We start from the raw sequence: 16,792 nt of genomic DNA, 5'->3' as shown, positions 1-16,792 counted from the left end.
TCATAAGCCGACGACTCACCCGCGAATCCACCCCGAACTGGCGCGACACCTGAACCTCGAACGAAACAACCCCGCTGGGACAAAACGCTCTTTAAAGCCCGAACAGCCCGGGGTCCGTCGCCAGCTTCCTGAAGACCTCCGCGGGATCGGCGACCAGCCTGCGCTGCTCCAGGTCCAGGATCCCGCCGACCGCCGTGATCTCCGCGGCCACCGTGCCGTCGGTCTTCAGGACGGTCTGCTCGATCCGGAACGTCTTGCCGCCGCCCCACTCGAAGGCGCAGGTCACCTCGACCTCGTCGCCCGCGAGCAGCTCGCGTTTGTAGCGAATGGTCGTCTCCAGGGCGACCGGGCCCACGCCGCTGCCGATGAGGGCGGACTGGCTGATGCCCGCGGCCTGGAGCAACGACCAGCGGGCGTGTTCCGCGTAGTTCAGGTAGACCGCCTGGTTGAGGTGCCCCTGCACGTCCGTCTCGTATCCACGGACGGTCACAGGGACGGAAAACGGCTCGCTCACGGCTTTCCCTTCTCGCACCGGACTCTCGTGCACTGCGCAACGATCCACCGATCTTGGCATGCTCATCACGCCCGGCGCGGCGAAGCCAGCAGATACCGGTTCCCGGTGCGCGGCTCGCGGTGCTCGCTCACCTGCCAGCCTGCCCCCTCCAGGGTGGCCGCGCAGGCCCGCAGCGCCTGGCCGTCCGGCTCGTGGACGGCGACGGCCTCCGGCTGCGGCGTCTCCCGTACGCGATAGCCCCCGCCCTCCCGAGCCGCCGGAGCGTGCCCGGCCGCCTCCAGGGCCAGCGCCGCGGCCCGCACCAGATGCGTACGCTCCCACCCGCACGGCCGGTCCACGTCCCCGCCCGGGTTGGTCATCCGGCGCAGCTCCAGCAGCCCCTGCCAGGCGCTGTGCACCTCACGGCGCCGGGCGGGCCCGGTGTCCCGAGCGGCATCCTCGCCGCCGACGCGTGCGGCGAACACGCCCGTCGACGCGGGGCCTTCCGTCGAGCCGGCCGTCTCGGGGACCTGTGTGATGCCCTGCCGCACCCGGTGGCCCTCCGGCGTCAGAAAGTGGTCGTGCGGCGGCCGGGGGTGGCGGAAGGCGAGGCCCCGCTTCACCAGTGCCGTGAGCTGCGACTCCGTGCCCCGGAGCCGCCCGGTGACGGGGTCGGCGGTATCGATGACACGCCGCTGTGCGACGGTCGGCGGTCGGGTCACGGCGTGCTCCTCTCCGGCCTCGGACGGGTCCCGGGGCTTCAGGCCCCACCTGCTCGAAGGCTACGACCCGCCACTGACATTCCGGGCCGGGACCACTCCCCGCCACGCACCACGGCTCCTCGCACGCCGGGGCTCGGGCCGCCACGTGGCGACCAGTGCGGCGGCCAGCAGCAGCTCGGCCAGGTCGCCGCCGTAGTACATGACTTCCGCGCCGCCCTGCACCTGGTCGATCGGCGCACGGATGTCGACCAGGATGCCGCCGTACATCAGCTGGGAGATCACGGCGTGCGCCGCGATCGCGACGCCGAGGTGGACCAGCCGGGTCCTGACACCCGGCCGGGCGGGGGCCGGGTCGGGGCCGGCGATGGCGTGGGCGAACAGGCATCCGGAGAGCAGGAAGTGCGCGTGCAGCAGCCAGTGCGCGGCCGGGCCGGTCGTGGTCGCGTTGTACAGGGGGGTGAAGTACAGCACCAGGAGGCTGCCCGTGGAGACCAGCAGCGCGGCCGCCGGGTGGGTGATCACGCGGGCGGGCAGGCTGTGCAGCAACGCGGTCAGCCGTCGGGCCCGGGACACGGGCAGGGTGCGCAGCAGCAGCGTGACGGGGGCGGCCAGGACCCAGGCGAGCGGCGCGTACATGCCGATGAGGAGGTGCTGGGCCATGTGCCCGCGGAAGTCCTCGTGGGCGAAGGGGGCCACGGGCGGCAGCAGCGCGACGCCGAGCAGGAGGATCCCGCCCAGGAAGAAGCCGGTCCGCCACCGGCTCCAGCCGAGAGCCGGATTCCGGTGCCGCGCCCGGCGGACGAGCAGCAGGTAGGCGCCGGCTGCGGCGAGCAGCAGGAGCGCGGGCGGCAGCCAGTCCGGGGTGCCGCTGCCCGCATTGTGCCCGTGCCCGTGCGGGTGGTGGCCCATCAGCCCTGCCGGCCTTCACGGCGGTCGGTGGGCTCACCGGGGTCGAAGAACCGGCCGCCGCGCTGGAGCAGGTGGCCGCCGGCGACCAGCAGGGCGCCCAGGACGAGGAAGCCGATGTCCCACCAGAGCCGGTCCTCCCCGGCGTGGACGTGGTGGATACCGAGGATGTGGTGGTCCAGCACGCCTTCCATGAGGTTGAACAGGCCCCAGCCGACGAGCATCCAGCCCCACAGCACCCGGGAGGTCCACACCCGCCGCCGGTCGTGGGTGACCCGCGCGTACAGCACGGCCAGCCCGAGCAGGACCGAGAGCCAGCACACGGTGTGGAAGACGCCGTCCCACAGGGTGTTCATCTGCAGACCGGAGACGGTGTGGGGGTTGTAGTACTTCACCCCGATGCGGTCCTGGTTGGTGCTGGAGAGCATGTGGTGCCACTGCAGCAGCTGGTGCAGCAGGATGCCGTCGGCGAACCCGCCCATCCCGACCCCGAGCACGATGCCCGGCAACCGGAGGTCCGCCGGTCGTGCGGTGCCGACCCGGGCTGCACCTTGCGTGGTGGCCATCACTCGTCTCCGCTCCTGCCTGGGGGAAGGACCGAAGACGACGTTCCCTTCTGCGCGGCGCTCACGCCCTGCGCTGGGCCTCCATCCGGCTCAAAGACCCTTTCCGGCCGTCCCCCGCATGTCCGGGAAACGCCCAGCCCCTACTGGCGGTACCCGCCGAGGAACCGCCCGATCCGGCCGATCGCCGCCTCCAGGTCGTCCGCGTGCGGCAGGGTCAGGATGCGGAAGTGGTCCGGTGAGGGCCAGTTGAAGCCCGTGCCCTGGACCACCTGGATCTTCTCCCGCAGCAGCAGGTCCAGCACGAACCGCTCGTCGTCGTGGATCCTGTGCACCTTGGGGTCCAGGCGCGGGAAGGCGTACAGCGCGCCCTTCGGCTTCACGCACGTCACGCCCGGGATCTCGTTGAGCATCCGCCAGGCGACGTCCCGCTGCTCCAGCAGCCGCCCGCCCGGTGTGGTGAGCTCGCGGATGGACTGCCGGCCGCCGAGGGCGGCCTGGATGGCGTACTGCGCGGGCGCGTTGGCGCACAGCCGCATGGAGGCCAGCATGGTGAGGCCCTCCAGGTAGTCCTTCGCGTGCTGGCGCGGTCCGGTGACCACCAGCCAGCCGGAGCGGAAGCCCGCCACGCGATAGGTCTTGGACAGCCCGCAGAAGGTGAGGACCACCAGGTCGGGGGCGAGCGCGGCGGCCGAGTGGTGCACGGCGTCGTCGTAGAGGATCTGGTCGTAGATCTCGTCGGCGAAGACCATGAGGCCGTGCCGCCGGGCGAGGTCCAGGATGCCCTCGACGATCTCCTTGGGGTAGACCGCGCCGGTGGGGTTGTTCGGGTTGATGATCACGACCGCCTTGGTGCGGTCGGTGATCTTCGAGGCCATGTCGTCGAGGTCGGGGTACCAGTCGGCCTGCTCGTCGCACAGGTAGTGGACCGCCTTGCCGCCCGCGAGGGTCGTCACCGCTGTCCAGAGGGGGAAGTCCGGGGCGGGGATGAGAATCTCGTCGCCGTCCTCGATGAGCGCCTGGACGGCCATCGACACCAGTTCCGAGACGCCGTTGCCGAGGAAGACGTCATCGACGCCGACCTGCAGGCCGAGCGTCTGGTAGCGCTGGGCCACGGCCCGTCGGGCGGAGAGGATGCCGCGCGAGTCGGTGTAGCCGTGCGCCTGCGGCAGCATCCGGATCATGTCCTGGAGGATCTCGTCCGGCGCCTCGAACCCGAAGAGCGCCGGATTGCCGGTGTTGAGGCGCAGCACGCTGTGCCCCGCCTCCTCCAGCGCGTTGGCGTGCTCGATGACCGGGCCGCGGATCTCGTAACAGACCTCGCTGAGCTTGCTCGACTGCCGGAACTCCATGCGCCGCTTCTCCTCTGCCGATCGTGTTGCTTGGTTTTACCAAGTACGCGCTTGGAAAGTCCAACAAGTTGTCTAGACTGCGTCGCATGCCACCTCGCCGAAGCTACGACCAGTACTGTTCCGCCGCCCGCGCGCTCGATGTCGTCGGCGACCGCTGGACCTTGCTGATCGTCCGGGAGCTCCTCGCCGGCCCGCGCCGCTACACCGACCTGCACGCGGACCTGCCCGGCGTCAGTACCGACGTACTCGCCTCGCGGCTGAAGGACATGGAGCGCGACGGCCTCGCCACCCGGCGCCGGCTGCCGCCGCCCGGTGCGGCCTACGTCTATGAACTGACCCTGCGTGGAAGGCGGTTGCTGCCCGTGTTGCAGGCTCTGGGGGAGTGGGGGCAGGCCGAGCTCGGGGAGCGCCGGGCGACGGACGCGGTCCGGGCGCACTGGTTCGCGCTGCCCCTGCTGCGCCTGCTGGACGGCGAGGGGCTCGTCGAAGTCCGCCTGGAGGAAGGCCTGTTCCATCTGTACGCCGGTGCGGAGGACGGGCCCGTGTACGGCGACGGGCCGGCCCCCGGGGAACCGGATGCCCGGCTGGTCCTGGACACCGGCACCTGCACGGCCATCGGAGGCGGGGAGTTGAGCCTCGCCCGGGCCGTGCGCGAGGGGCGGGTCGAGGTGAGCGGCGATGGCGCGCTCGCCAAAGCGCTGCGCGAGGCATGACAGAAGGCCCGCGGGCAGCGGGCCTTCTGTGAAGCGGACAGTGGAGATCGGTCGGGTGAGGCCCGGTCAGGCGCCCGGCGGCACCCGGGACGGCCGGCCCGTCCCGCGCGTCAGCGCGTACCCGCCGACACCCGCCAGCGCGGCCAGGATCCCGCCGACCGCGGTCCACACCCACCGGTCCGACCACCAGCCCGACGTCCAGCCGTCCTCGGGTTCGAGACCGGCCAGCACCGCCGTGTCCTCCCGCTCCTCCTCGGGCTTCGAGGCGATACCCGGCACCAGCGGCTCGGCGAGCGAGCCGTCCACCGCCGCGGACCCGCCGATGTCCTTGGAGTCCACCTGTATCTCACTGCCCACGGGGAGGCCGAGGTCGGCCGTGGCGACGCCGGTGGCCGTCAGCCGGACGTAGTAGGTGCCCGGCAGCGGATCGTTCGCCCACGGCTCCGACCAGGCCCGGACTGTGCGCAGCACACAGGCCAGTTCCACGGAGGACGTGTCCGCCCCCGCGGTGCGCGTCTGTGCCCCGTACTGGCAGGCCTGGCGGCGGCGCAGACCGTCGTAGACGTCGATCTGCCAGGTCTGGGAGGCGTGGGTCTCCGGCAGCTTCACCGTCGCCCGGACCGTCGGTCGCTGTCCGATGTCGGCGGGGAACGACCAGTACAGGTAGTCACCCGTGGAACCGCTCGCCGTGGCCCGCTGCCCCTGCTCGATCTCCGTCGCCGTACGGAACGACGTACCGGCCTGCGTCGGGGCCGATGTCCCGTCCGGCGACGGGCTCGGCGAGGCGTCGGCCGCGGCCGGGCCGGCCGCCACCCCGAGAGTCAGCAATGCCGCGCTCAACGCTCGTACCACTCGCATCAGTTGGTCCTCCAGACCGCGACCCGCCAGCGCGACAGCCAGCCCCAGACGAGACCGGCGAGGAAGCCGGTGAGGATCAGCACGCCGAGCAGCCACCAGCCGCGCCCGAGGCCGAAGGCGGCCACATCGCCCGCCTGGTCCGGGGCGTCCACGACGTCCACGGTCAGCTCCAACGGCAGACCGGGCGTGGTCTTCACGCCGGAGGCCGCCGAGAAGGAGTGCGAGACGCCGAGGCAGACCGCCTCGGCGGGCGCGTCCTCGTCGTCGCTCTCGGCCTTCGGGTAGCGCAGACCCGTCGAGATCACGTCCGTACGGCCGTTGCCCGCCGCCTCGCCGCGCACGATCTCGCGGCCCTTCGAGGTCACGGCCCGCATCAGCACGCCGTAGCCGGGGTTCACCGCCCGGTCCGCCGCGACGCTCACCGAGGCACGCAGCTCCTTGCCCGGCGGAACGTCCACCCGGTACCAGCGCTGCTGCCCGGACTCCTCCCGGTCGGTGTACAGGCCCGACTTCAGCGTCGGCGCCCCGGCACAGCGGTCGGCGCCCTCGGTCGCCACCGGCGTCACCACCGGGTCGGCCGCCCGGTCCACCAACTGGTTGACCCGGTCGGTGAGTTCGTCCTGGTGCTCGACCGAGGTGTAGGTGCCGCCGGTCGCCTCGGCGATGCAGCTCAGCTGCCGGCTCAGCTTGGCGGTCGGCACCAGTCCCAGGGTGTCGATGGTCAGGCCGATGCCCTTGGCCGCGATCTCGCGGGCCACCTCGCACGGGTCCAGCGGGGCGCAGGTGTCCTCGCCGTCGCTGATCAGCACGATGCGCTTGGAGCCGTCGCCGCCGTCCAGGTCACCCGCGGCCTTCAGCAGGGCCGGGCCGATCGGCGTCCAGCCCGTCGGGGTGAGGGTGGCGACGGCCGTCTTGGCCTCGGTGCGGTCGAGCGGGCCGACCGGATAGAGCTGTGCGGTGTCCTTGCAGCCCGTCTTGCGGTCGTCCCCGGGGTAGTTCGCGCCCAGGGTGCGGATGCCGAGTTCGACCTCCTCGGGCGTCGCGTCGAGTACCTCGTTGAACGCCTGCTTCGCGGCGGCCATCCGCGACTGGCCGTCGATGTCCCTGGCCCTCATCGAGCCGCTCACATCGAGGACGAGGTCGACCTTGGGGGCGTCCTGGCCCGTGGGTTCGCCGGCGGCCGCTCCGGCCGGGAAGGCGAGCCCGGCCGTCAGCGCGGCGAGCAGGGCACAGACCCCTGCCGCCAGCCGTGTTCTTGTGATCATCGCCGGATCCTATTGATCACCCCGGTCCGGTTCCAAAAACGGGCTCACCGCAAGGGGTTGGGCAGTTCCGCCCACTGGTCCCCGGGCGTCCGCGGCGAGAGCCGCATCAGCGTCAGCGCCTTCGTGGGCAGCGGATCGGCGCACAGGGCCGCGAGATCCGGGGTGCGCGGCAGGTCCCGCACGGCCGTCTCCAGCGCCGCGCCGAGCGCCTGGCCCGATCCGGCCGTGCCGGCCAGCGCGCCCGCCACGAGCGAGCCGAACAGCTTGCGCCGGAGCGCGCGTTCGTCGTCCGTGACCATCCGGGCGGGCAGCTCGGGCATCTCGATGCCGTGCCGGGCCAGGCGGGCCGGGCTGACCCGGATGTCGGCCAGATCGCGATAGACCAGCCGCAGCGGGTCGCCCGCCGCCGAGAGGACCACCAGGAGGTTCTGGCCGTGCGCCTCCAGGGCCACGCCCAGCTCCAGCAGCCGCAGCCCGACCGTGAGCGTGAGCCGCGCGAAACCGGCCAGCCAGGCGGGGGAGCGGGGGAGGCCGGTGGTCGCGAGTGCCGCCACCGGCAGGACCCGTTCACCGCTGCCCGCGTACGTCTGCGGCGACTCCCGCAGGACGGCCGCGAAGTCCGGGGAGCCGGCCGCCGCCGCCCCCAGCGTGCGGGTGACGTGCAGCAGACCGTCCGTGCGTTCCGCCGGCGTCGCGGCGAAGTCCGACAGCATCGCGGACGCGGCCACCGAGGGCAGGGAGATGTCCCGCACCGAGGACGTCAGCCGGGCGCTCAGCGAGGTCTTCACCTGCGGCCCGCCGGGCAGGGCCAGTGTCCGCAGGGACATCAGCGGATGCGCCGGGCGCCGCTCCTCGCACGTCCGCTTCAGCACATGCGCCGCCTGCCACGGATGCACCGGCAGCACCACCCGCCCCCCGACCCGCAGTTCGTCCGGCCACACGCCCGTCACCAGGCACTCCTCCGCCCGCACCGGCACCAGCCCCAGCTCCACGACCGGCCGGTGCTCGGGCCCGTAGGCCAACTGCTCGGCCACCGAGAAGCCGGGCCGGGACCGGCACGTCGGATGGAACGGGTGCCCGTCGACGATCCGCTGCTCCCATTCCCAGTCGCTCTCCGGCCAGTCCGCCCGGTCACCCTCCTGGCCCGCCCGCGACAGCGCCAACGAGGCGACGCTGTGGCCGAGCTCGGCGGCGAGGGAAGCGGAGTGCGGTACGGCGAGGTCGGTCATCAGCCGCGCCGGATCCGCGTACGCCGTCTCGTCCAGCCGTACGACGGTGACGTACGCGCCGGTCGCGTACGGATCCGGCCGGGGGCCGTGCAGCCGGCGGCCGTCGGACAGGGACAGCGTCAGACCGTCCCGGGCCTGCTCCCGGCCGGCGACCCAGGGCAGCGGCTCGTGGGCGAGGCCGCGCCACAGCCGGGACAGCACGGCCGCCCGGGCGCCGGGCAGTTCGGCCTCGTACCGCGGCAGGAGCCCGGGCCGAACGACGGACAACTCGTCGGCGACCTCGGCCTCGGCGGTGGGGGGACGGTGCACGGGCGGGCTCCTCGGGTACGAATAGGGGCGTCACAGCGGAATGGCGACGACCGACATACTGATCATCTCCGCCCGGAACGCTGGAAGGACCATAGGGACGAGTGGAACGCGTGGACCTCATGCCCCCGCCCGCCGACGACGACTCGGCCCCAGGTGACGACCCGGCCACCGGAGCCCTCGCCGACGCGTACGCCGCCGTGCCCCTGCTGAACTGCCTGCTGCGGGAGGTCGCCCGGCCGGTGCGCCGGGAGGGCGACCGTCGTGTCCACCGGCTTCCCGGCTCGGACCGGCTGCTGCGGGTGCGCGGAACGCGGCGGCCCGCCGAGCCGGAGATCGAGGTCGCGGGCGCCTGGCACCGCGTCGGCCACACCGAGCTGGTCAAGCTCGTCGCCGAGGAACTGCGCCGGCACACCGGGCTCTCCGACCACGAACTGCCCGCCGAGATGCTCGACAGCCGCGACGCCGTGGCCGCCCTGCTCGCCGCCCGGGCCCGGGCCACCCCGCCCGACGACCCCTACCTGCGCTCCGAGCAGTCCCTCCTGACCGGCCACACCCACCACCCGGCCCCCAAGGCGCGCGGCGGCGGCCCCACGTCCCGCTGGCTGCCGTACGCGCCCGAGGCCCACGCCCGCTTCCCGATCGCCCTGCTGGGGCTTCGCGAGGACACCGTCGTCGAGGAGGGCGACACCTCCGCCCTCGACGGCCTCGGCACGGCCCCGCCCGGGTACCGGCTGCTCCCGGCCCACCCCTGGCAGCTCGAACTGGCCGCGCGGGAGCTCGCCGGAGCCTTCGCGGACGGCAGGCTCATCCGGCTCGGCACGACCGCCTCCGACGCCTGGCCCACGGCCGCGATCCGCACGCTCTACACGCCCGAGCGTGACCTCTTCCTCAAGTTCAGCCTGGACGTGCGCATCACCAACGACATCCGCCGCCTGTGGCGCCACGACCTGCTCGCCCTGCGCAGGACGGACGCGGCCGTGTGCGCCGCCTTCGAGACGTTCGAGGGGCCCTCGGCCTGGCTCGGCGACCGCGGCTACCGCACCGCCGACTTCGCCTTCGAGGCCCTGGCCGTCCTCGTCCGCGACGGTTTCGCCGGACGCCTGCTGCCCGGCACGGTCCCGGTGCTCGCCGCCGCTCTCGTCGAGGGCTTCGACGGCAGCCCGCTCGACCGCGCCACCGACCCCGCGGTCTGGTGGGCGGCGTACCTGGCGCAGGTCGTGCCCCCGGCGCTGACGGCCTTCGCCGAGCACGGTGTCGTCATCGAGGCGCACCTGCAGAACACGCTGGTCGCCGTGGACGCCGACGGGCTGCCGGTGCAGGCGCTGTACCGGGACGCCGAGGGCGTGAAGCTGCTGCCGGACGTGACGCGGCGGGCCGGCTGGGAGCGGCTCGTGTACTGCCTGGTCGTCAATCACCTCATCGAGATCGCCGGCGCCCTCACCGAACGGCACCCCGGGTTCGACCCCTGGCCCGCCGCCCGCCGCGAACTCGCCCGTCACGACCTCCCCGAGATCCCCGCCCTGCTCACCTCACCGACCCTTCCCGCGAAGACCAACCTGCTGCTGCGCTGGACCGGCGCGGACGGCGCCGACGCCCGCTACCGGCCCCTGCCCAACCCGCTCGAAGAAGGGACCTGACCCGCCGGGCCCGGCACCCGCGTGACATGATCATCGCCACACGCAGAGAGGGAGGGAGCGGCATGTCCGCGACGCCGAACGCAGGGCTTCCGTGCCGCATCGTCGTCTGCCGGGACTGCTGCTGCGGCACGCGCAAGATCAGAGGCATCGATCACGCCGCCCAGACCGACCGCCTGCGCGAGGCGGCACCGGTACGCGTCTCCGACTGCCTCGACGTCTGCGACCAGGCCAACGTGGTCGTCGTCCAGCCGTCGGCGGCGGGCCGGGCCGCCGGGGGCCGTCCGGTGTGGCTCGGACTGGTCAACGACCCGGCCGCCACCGAGGACCTAGTCTCCTGGGTGCGGGCGGGCGGCCCCGGCGTCGCGCCGGTTCCCCAGATCCTCGACCTCTACGTCTTCAGCCCGCACACGAAACGCGCCGCCGGCAGTTCCTGAAGCAGGGCTCGTGACACGGGCCGCATGACACGGCCGGCGTGACGGGAGCGTCAGGGCTCCGTCGCGGGCACGCAGAGCACCGGCACGCCGGACAGGTGCAGCAGCTTGTGCGGGGTCGAGCCCAGCAGCGCGCCCCGCACCGGGCTCTCGCCCCATGTGCCCACCACGATCACCCGGGCGCCGTGCCGGGCCGCCGCCTCGATCAGCGCCTGCGCGGGCCGCTCGTCGACGAGCTCCACCGACGTCGGCACCCCGGCCTCGTCGGCCACCCGGACCGCGTGGGCGAGCGCGGTGCTGCCGGCCTCGCGGACGGCCTCGTGATGGGCGCCGTACTCCTCGCCCGTGACGCCGGGGGCGGCGACGCCGTAGACGATCACCAGGGGTTCTTCGTACGCGGTCGCCACCTCGATGGCGACGCGCAGTGCGCTCCGGGCGCCCGGGGACTCGTCGTAGCCGAGGACCACCGACATCGTCAGGACTCCTCGCCGTCGACGAGGGCCGGGTCGACCACGCTCGGGTGTTCCGACCAGAAGGCGGGTGCCATCAGCCGCCACACGACCATGAGGACCACGCCCGCGACGAGGATGCCGATGCCGATGACGAGCGGCGGACCGATCCCGAACCACGAGACGCCGCTGTAGGAGTTGTCGGGGTCGGACATGTCCGCCACGGATTCCACCAGCAGCCATGCCAGCAGTCCCGCGCCGATCAGCGGCCCGAGGCCGATGAGGAAGAAGGTGCGGGCGCTGCGGGTCAGTTGGCGGCGGTAGTACACCGCGCAGGCGAGACCCGTGAGCGCGTAGTAGAACGCGATCAGCAGGGACAGGGCGGTGAGGGAGTCGAAGAGCGCGTTCTCGCTGATGTGGAAGAGGACGAGGTACCAGACGATCGCGATGCCCGCGACCCACCAGGTGCTCACGTCGGGGGTGCGGAAGCGGGGGTGGATGCGGCCGAAGTGGGCGGGCAGCGCGTACCGGCGTGCCATGGACAGCCCCGTGCGCGAGGCCGGGATGATCGTCGTCTGCGTGGAGGCGAGCGCGGACGTCGACACCGCCAGCAGCACCACCCAGTCCCAGTCGCCCATCGCCTCCTCGGCGAGCAGCGCGAAGATGAACTCCTCCTCCGCCGCGTTCTCGGCGAGGTAGTCCGTACCGGCGTAGGCCACGACCGCGAAGGCGACCGCCACATAGGTCACCAGCAGCAACACCGTCGACCAGACGGCCGCCTTGCCGGGGGCGGTGGCCGAGTCCTCGACCTCCTCGGTGAGGTTGACCGCCGACTCCCACCCCCAGTAGATGAACACGCCGAGCAGCAGGGACGCGGTCAGTGACGCTCCGCCGGCTCCGAACGGGTCGAGCCAGCTGAACTCCGGGTCGACGGAGTCGAGCGTGCCGGTGCCGGCCCAGACGCGGTAGAGCGCCACCACGGCGAAGGCGAGCAGACAGGCGACCTGCGCCAGGATGAGGACGTTCTGCACCTTGGCCGACAGCTCGGTGCCGATCACGCAGACGGCCGTCATCACCACGATGAGCAGCACCGTCAGCACCTGACGGACCACATCGTCGTCGGCCCAGCTGTCCAGGCCGACCGCGAGCAGGAAGAACGTCACGGCCACGTCCGCGAGCGACCCGACGACCAGCACGCCGGTCATGGTGATGGCCCAGCCGCCGAGCCAGCCCGCCCACGGCCCCATGGCCCGGGTGACCCAGGAGAACGTCGTGCCGCAGTCCTGATCGACCTTGTTGAGGTAGTAGAACGCCGAGGCGATCAGCAGCATGGGCACGAACGACGCGAGCATCACGCCGGGGGCGTAGATGCCGACCAGCGCCACGACGGGACCGATCACCGCCGCCACGGAGTACGCGGGGGAGGTCGCGTTGAGCCCGATGACCAGCGCGTCGACGAACCCGATGGCGTCAGGCTTCAGACTCGCCTCGGAGGGCGGGCCCGGGTCCTTGATGTCCTTGGCCATGCTCCCTCGCTCCCGTTGTGTGTGCGTCCATACAACAGGTACTTTCGAGGGCTTCTAGCTATTTATGTTCTTTTAGGGCTCCATGTCGCGTCATCAGGCCGGTGCCCCATGGGGCGGGGCGGCCGGGGTCAGTCGCCGGTCGTCCTGTCCACCAGCGCGCCGTACGCGAGCTGCAGCGTGTCCGCCCCGGCCAGGGCGGTGAGCGTGCCCATGGCCGTGCGGGTCGCGCGCGGCCAGAGCAACTGGCCGGCGGTCAGCGCCGAGGCGACCCAGACGCTCATGCAGAACGGGCAGGTCGCGAGCTCGCCGACCGTGTGCCTGCCCTGCTCGGGCTGTGCCTCCTCGTGCAGCTCGGCGGGCCCCTGCGGCCCGACGTACCGGGTGAACGGGGCCCGCAGCGGACTGGTCACCGACGCCTTGGTGAGCAGCCGGCTGAGCCGGAAGGTGGCCACCGAGGTCAGGACCACGTCCCACGGCTCGGGCCGCTCCGGCAGCGGGCGCCCGCGGCGTCGTACCACCGTGGTCCACGCCGCCGTGAACGCCGTGAATCCCGCCATGGCAGCGGCATAGCCGCCCAGTGGCCGGTCGTGCCCCGCCGCGTAGTCCCGGCTGGTGCGCCGGAGCGCTCCGTACAGCCGGCTCGCCAGTCGGCTGTCAGTCCCTGTCGCCGTGCCCATGGGCAGCCCCCGATCGAATTCCGTTTGCCTGCCCGGCCGGCTCCCCGCCGTTCTGATGACGCAGCCGCACCTCGACATGGCCGTCGGCGACCCGCGTCTCGAAGGAGGGCTGGGGTGCGGTGGCCGGTCCCCGCACGTTCCAGCCGTCGGAGAGCCGGAAGACGCTGCCGTGCCACGGGCACCGCACACATCCGTCGGCGACGGTGCCCTCGGACAGCGGCCCCGCGAGGTGGCTGCACCGCTCGGCGAGCGCATGGATCGCCCCACCGGTCTCGCGTACCACCAGCACCGGCACGTCGTCCACGCTGCGCCGCACCGCCTCACCGGCCGGGAACTCGGCCACGGCCCCGATCCGGTGCCAGCCCTGGGAGACGACGTTCGGGACCTCCTCGGCGTGGTTCGCGCCGGAGGCCTGCCGGTAGGCCAGGTGACCGCCCAGCATGCCGCCGATCCCGACCGCGGTCAGCCCGAGGAAGCCGTACGCCCGGCCGGCCCCCTCGCGCCCCTTGACGCGGCAGGCGAGCGAGGCGGCGTACAGGCCGACTGCCGCCGTGTTGGACAGCGCGTGCACCAGCCCGACGCGCTGTTGCCGGCGGTGCAGTTCCGCCCAGTCCACCCAGCCGGCCAGGGCCGCGGGAGCGGCGGCGCCCAGACCGACCCCGACCAGCAGCCGCGACTCCCGCGAACGGCCGGGACGCAGGTCCAGGACCGCCGCCGACAGCCAGCTCCCGATCGGCACCTGCACCAGCAGCGGATGCACCGGGTGCCCCAACCACCTGCCGTGCAACACGTCCCGGCCGCGCCCCAGGGGCAGCGCCCGCACACCCTTGCGGAGCGTCTCTATCACCGCATCGGCCCTGGTCTCGCGCTCCAGGCGATCCAGTAGCCACAAAACCCGGTTCTGCCGCATCAGCCGGCGAGATGAGGTTGCGCTCATGCCCCGCCGGGTCCCCACCGTCACCGGCGGCAAACGGAGCGCCGTGCTGCGGCGTTCCTGGTCATCCACCCGCCGCGAACCGTTCGGATCCGGTCGGCGGCACCGGCGCACCCCCGCGCCGGTGCGCGCGGGGGTGCGGCGTTTCCGGGCGGAGCCGGCGGGCACTCGCCGCGCCATGAATCCCGGCCGCAGTCCACTGATCGCCGACAGCTCCCTCGCTCTCCTGGTCAAGGGATACGCGTGGCTGCCCGACCGGAGGCGCCGCACCTCCGCCCCGCTCGTGCGCACCCGGCTCCTGGGACAGCCGGTCGTCGCCCTGCACGGCCCCGAGGCGGTGCGGTTCTTCTACGACGAGCAGCACGTGGAGCGCAGCTCGGCACTGCCCGGACCGGTGCTGAGCACGCTGTTCGGGCACGGTGCCGTGCACACCCTGGACGGCCCGGACCATCGCATGCGCAAGGAGATGTTCCTGTCCCTGCTCACCGGGGCGGAGGCGGTCGCCGGCCTGGTGGACCGCGTCGCCGCGGAGTGGGACGAGGCGGTGGAGTCGTGGTCCGGCCACCGGGTCGTGCTGTTCGACGAGACGAGCCGCGTGCTCACCCGGGGCGTGTGCCAGTGGGCCGGAGTCGTCGTCGAGGACGTCGGGCCACTGGCCGGGGACCTGGTCGCCATGGTCGACGGTTTCGCCACAGCGGGCCCGCGCCACTGGCGGGCCCGCCGGGCCCGGGCCCGCTGCGAGGCCTGGCTGGGACGTCTGGTCGAGGACGTACGGGCCGGAACCGCCACCCCGCCGACCGGATCGCCCCTGGAAGGGGTCGCCCGGCACCGGGACGCCGACGGCCGGCTCCTCGACCCGCACACGGCCGCGGTCGAACTGCTCAACGTCATCCGCCCGACCGTCGCGGTGTGCTGGTTCGTCACCTGCGCTGGACACGCGCTGCGCCTCAGGCCCGGGCTGCGGGACCGCCTGACCGGCGACGACCCCGCCCACGCCGTGGCGTTCGCCCACGAGCTGCGGCGCTTCTACCCCTTCGCGCCTTTCGTCGGCGGCCGGGCCGTCACCGATCTGGAGTGGCGGGGCGAGCCGATCCGGTCCGGCACGCTGGTCCTGCTCGACCTCTACGGGCAGAACCACGACCCCGCCCTCTGGGACGATCCGTACACCTTCGAACCGCGGCGTTTCCTCGAGCGGCCGCCCGCGGGTGACGACCTGATCCCCCAGGGCGGCGGTGACCGGACCACCGGCCACCGCTGCCCCGGTGAGGACGTCACGGTCGCGCTGCTGCGTGCCCTCGTGCCGCGGCTGGCCCGGCTGGAGTACGAAGTGCCCGAGCAGGACCTGCGGATCCCGCTGAACCGCATGCCGGCCCGGGTCCGCAGCGGCTTCGTCATGGATGCCGTCCGGGCGCACGTGCCCGCTCCCGCGGTCACGCCCGCGGCGCCCTGAGGCCGACGGGATCCGCCTGCGGGGCCGCTTCGCGGCCGTCACGCCTGGTTACTATGGCCCTTCGGATTCTGCCCCCGGGGAGCCAAGGACCATGCTGAGAGAGGTCACCGCGACCCGCTACGTCGAACCCCTGCGATCCGGCGGTTCCGTCCCCGGCGTCGTCGAGGCGGACGATCTCGGCACGTACGTCGTCAAGTTCACCGGCTCCGCGCAGGGCCGTAAGGCGCTTGTCGCCGAGGTGATCGTGGGGGAACTGGCCCGCGCCCTCGGCCTGCGCTTCCCCGAGCTGGTCCTGGTGCACTTCGACCCGGCGATCGCCGACCACGAGCCGCACCAGGAGGTGCGGGGGCTGCACGCGGCCAGTGCGGGCCTCAACCTCGGCATGGACCACCTGCCCGGCGCCCGGGACTTCACACCGGAGATCGCGCGGATCTTCCCCGTCGATCCGCTGGAGGCGGGCAGGATCGTCTGGCTCGACGCCCTGACCGTGAACGTCGACCGCACGGTCCACAGTTCCAACCTGATGGTCTGGCCCACTCTCGGCGTCGCGCCCCCGCGCCTGTGGCTGATCGACCACGGCGCCGCCCTCGTCTTCCACCACCGCTGGGACGCCACCGACCCCCGCAAGGCCTACGACTTCCGGCACCACGCCCTCGGCCACCACGGTCCCGACGTCCGGGCGGCCGACGCCGAACTGGCGCCCCGGGTCACCGGGGAACTGCTGCGGCGGATCCTCGCCGAGGTCCCGGACGCCTGGCTCGCGGACGAACCGGGTTTCGCCACGGCGGACGAGGTGCGCGAGGCCTATGTGACGTACCTCCACGCACGGGTGCTGGCCTCCGCGGCCTGGCTGCCCACCGACTTCCCCAGCCGGGAGGAGCTCGCCGCCGAGGAGGCCCGGCGGGCGGCGAAGAACCAGCAAGGACGCCCCGCGTGGCTCAGGCAGGTGCCCGACCTGCACGGCAAGCCCGCGGCCCAGCAGGATTGGTCGGTGCACCTCGGATGAGTGGCCGTGTCGAGATCGAGTACTGCACCCAGTGCCGCTGGCTGCCCCGTGCGGCCTGGCTGGCGCAGGAACTGCTCACGACGTTCGAGGCCGAGCTGACGGAACTGGCCCTGAAACCCGGCACGGGCGGGGTGTTCGTCGTCCGGGTCGAAGACGAGGTCGTCTGGGACCGTCGCGAGCAGGGCTTCCCGGAGCCGACGGCGGTGAAGAGGGCCGTACGCGACCGAGTGGCCCCGGGCAAGACCCTGGGCCACTCGGAGCGGTAGCGGCTG

General features: G+C 72.9%; 18 protein-coding genes. 6 read left to right on the top strand and 12 right to left on the bottom strand.

Annotated elements, in window-relative coordinates; all coding sequences use genetic code 11:
* Positions 1–91 precede the first annotated feature (91 nt).
* From ABTX60_RS37145 to ABTX60_RS37125, 5 genes are all read right to left on the bottom strand, one after another.
* Entirely contained in the window at positions 92–514 is a 423-nt protein-coding gene (locus tag ABTX60_RS37145; RefSeq protein ID WP_352101397.1) for an acyl-CoA thioesterase, read from the bottom strand.
* Positions 515–579: 65 nt separating this feature from the next.
* The gene (locus ABTX60_RS37140) at positions 580–1,215 is read right to left on the bottom strand and encodes a hypothetical protein (protein ID WP_352101396.1); all 636 of its coding nucleotides are present in this window, start codon (positions 1,213–1,215) and stop codon (positions 580–582) included.
* 60 nt (positions 1,216–1,275) lie between these two features.
* A complete protein-coding gene (locus ABTX60_RS37135) occupies positions 1,276–2,124 on the bottom strand; it encodes a cytochrome c oxidase assembly protein (protein ID WP_352101395.1) in 849 nt (282 codons plus the stop codon).
* On the bottom strand, positions 2,124–2,687 hold the full coding sequence (locus ABTX60_RS37130) for a DUF2243 domain-containing protein (protein WP_352101394.1): 564 nt from the start codon (positions 2,685–2,687) through the stop codon (positions 2,124–2,126). The genes ABTX60_RS37135 and ABTX60_RS37130 overlap by 1 nt, the downstream gene beginning before the upstream one ends.
* 140 nt (positions 2,688–2,827) lie before the next feature.
* Positions 2,828–4,036: a pyridoxal phosphate-dependent aminotransferase gene (locus ABTX60_RS37125; RefSeq protein WP_352101393.1), complete on the bottom strand. Its 1,209-nt coding sequence runs from the start codon at positions 4,034–4,036 to the stop codon at positions 2,828–2,830.
* An 86-nt stretch (positions 4,037–4,122) separates the two neighbouring features.
* Between ABTX60_RS37125 and ABTX60_RS37120 the strand changes: the two genes are divergently transcribed.
* Positions 4,123–4,749, top strand: coding sequence for a winged helix-turn-helix transcriptional regulator (locus ABTX60_RS37120; protein ID WP_352101392.1), 627 nt, complete (start codon positions 4,123–4,125; stop codon positions 4,747–4,749).
* A gap of 66 nt (positions 4,750–4,815) precedes the next feature.
* On the opposite strand, the gene ABTX60_RS37115 is transcribed toward ABTX60_RS37120, so the two are convergent.
* Genes ABTX60_RS37115 through ABTX60_RS37105 form a run of 3 tightly spaced genes read right to left on the bottom strand, consistent with a single transcriptional unit; the run spans position 4,816 to position 8,410 of the window.
* Positions 4,816–5,607, bottom strand: coding sequence for a hypothetical protein (locus ABTX60_RS37115; protein ID WP_352101391.1), 792 nt, complete (start codon positions 5,605–5,607; stop codon positions 4,816–4,818).
* The gene (locus ABTX60_RS37110) at positions 5,607–6,872 is read right to left on the bottom strand and encodes a VWA domain-containing protein (protein WP_352101390.1); all 1,266 of its coding nucleotides are present in this window, start codon (positions 6,870–6,872) and stop codon (positions 5,607–5,609) included. Before ABTX60_RS37110 ends, ABTX60_RS37115 begins: the two co-directional genes overlap by 1 nt.
* 44 nt (positions 6,873–6,916) lie before the next feature.
* A complete protein-coding gene (locus tag ABTX60_RS37105; protein ID WP_352101389.1) occupies positions 6,917–8,410 on the bottom strand; it encodes an IucA/IucC family protein in 1,494 nt (497 codons plus the stop codon).
* 101 nt (positions 8,411–8,511) lie between these two features.
* Between ABTX60_RS37105 and ABTX60_RS37100 the strand changes: the two genes are divergently transcribed.
* Positions 8,512–10,047 (top strand): IucA/IucC family protein, encoded by a 1,536-nt coding sequence (locus ABTX60_RS37100; protein ID WP_502992470.1) that lies wholly within the window; start codon positions 8,512–8,514, stop codon positions 10,045–10,047.
* Positions 10,048–10,109: 62 nt separating this feature from the next.
* Positions 10,110–10,481, top strand: a complete 372-nt coding sequence (locus ABTX60_RS37095) for a (2Fe-2S) ferredoxin domain-containing protein (RefSeq protein ID WP_352101388.1) — start codon at positions 10,110–10,112, stop codon at positions 10,479–10,481.
* Positions 10,482–10,531: 50 nt separating this feature from the next.
* Here the strand turns inward: ABTX60_RS37095 and ABTX60_RS37090 are convergent, their stop codons facing one another.
* The 4 genes from ABTX60_RS37090 to ABTX60_RS37075 form a co-directional block, all read right to left on the bottom strand.
* Positions 10,532–10,951 carry a universal stress protein gene (locus ABTX60_RS37090; protein ID WP_352101387.1) on the bottom strand — a complete coding sequence of 140 codons (420 nt, stop codon included), beginning with the start codon at positions 10,949–10,951 and terminating at the stop codon, positions 10,532–10,534.
* A 2-nt stretch (positions 10,952–10,953) separates the two neighbouring features.
* Positions 10,954–12,453 (bottom strand): APC family permease, encoded by a 1,500-nt coding sequence (locus tag ABTX60_RS37085; RefSeq protein WP_352101386.1) that lies wholly within the window; start codon positions 12,451–12,453, stop codon positions 10,954–10,956.
* 128 nt (positions 12,454–12,581) lie between these two features.
* Entirely contained in the window at positions 12,582–13,130 is a 549-nt protein-coding gene (locus tag ABTX60_RS37080) for a DUF1360 domain-containing protein (protein WP_352101385.1), read from the bottom strand.
* A complete protein-coding gene (locus ABTX60_RS37075; RefSeq protein WP_352101406.1) occupies positions 13,108–14,040 on the bottom strand; it encodes a Rieske (2Fe-2S) protein in 933 nt (310 codons plus the stop codon). The genes ABTX60_RS37080 and ABTX60_RS37075 overlap by 23 nt, the downstream gene beginning before the upstream one ends.
* A 202-nt stretch (positions 14,041–14,242) precedes the next feature.
* Here ABTX60_RS37075 and ABTX60_RS37070 point away from each other — a divergent pair, with 202 nt between their 5' ends.
* The 3 genes from ABTX60_RS37070 to ABTX60_RS37060 all read left to right on the top strand — a co-directional run bounded on the left by ABTX60_RS37070 (position 14,243) and on the right by ABTX60_RS37060 (position 16,786).
* Positions 14,243–15,514, top strand: a complete 1,272-nt coding sequence (locus tag ABTX60_RS37070; RefSeq protein WP_352101405.1) for a cytochrome P450 — start codon at positions 14,243–14,245, stop codon at positions 15,512–15,514.
* 91 nt (positions 15,515–15,605) lie between these two features.
* A complete protein-coding gene (locus ABTX60_RS37065) occupies positions 15,606–16,520 on the top strand; it encodes a HipA family kinase (RefSeq protein ID WP_352101384.1) in 915 nt (304 codons plus the stop codon).
* The gene (locus tag ABTX60_RS37060) at positions 16,517–16,786 is read left to right on the top strand and encodes an Rdx family protein (RefSeq protein WP_352101383.1); all 270 of its coding nucleotides are present in this window, start codon (positions 16,517–16,519) and stop codon (positions 16,784–16,786) included. Before ABTX60_RS37065 ends, ABTX60_RS37060 begins: the two co-directional genes overlap by 4 nt.
* Positions 16,787–16,792 lie beyond the last annotated feature (6 nt).

The sequence above is a fragment of the Streptomyces sp. NPDC126510 genome, assembly GCF_040302345.1.
Taxonomy (GTDB): domain Bacteria; phylum Actinomycetota; class Actinomycetes; order Streptomycetales; family Streptomycetaceae; genus Streptomyces.
Note: the sequence above shows the minus strand (reverse complement) of the source record. Positions and strands in the feature narration are given on the sequence as shown.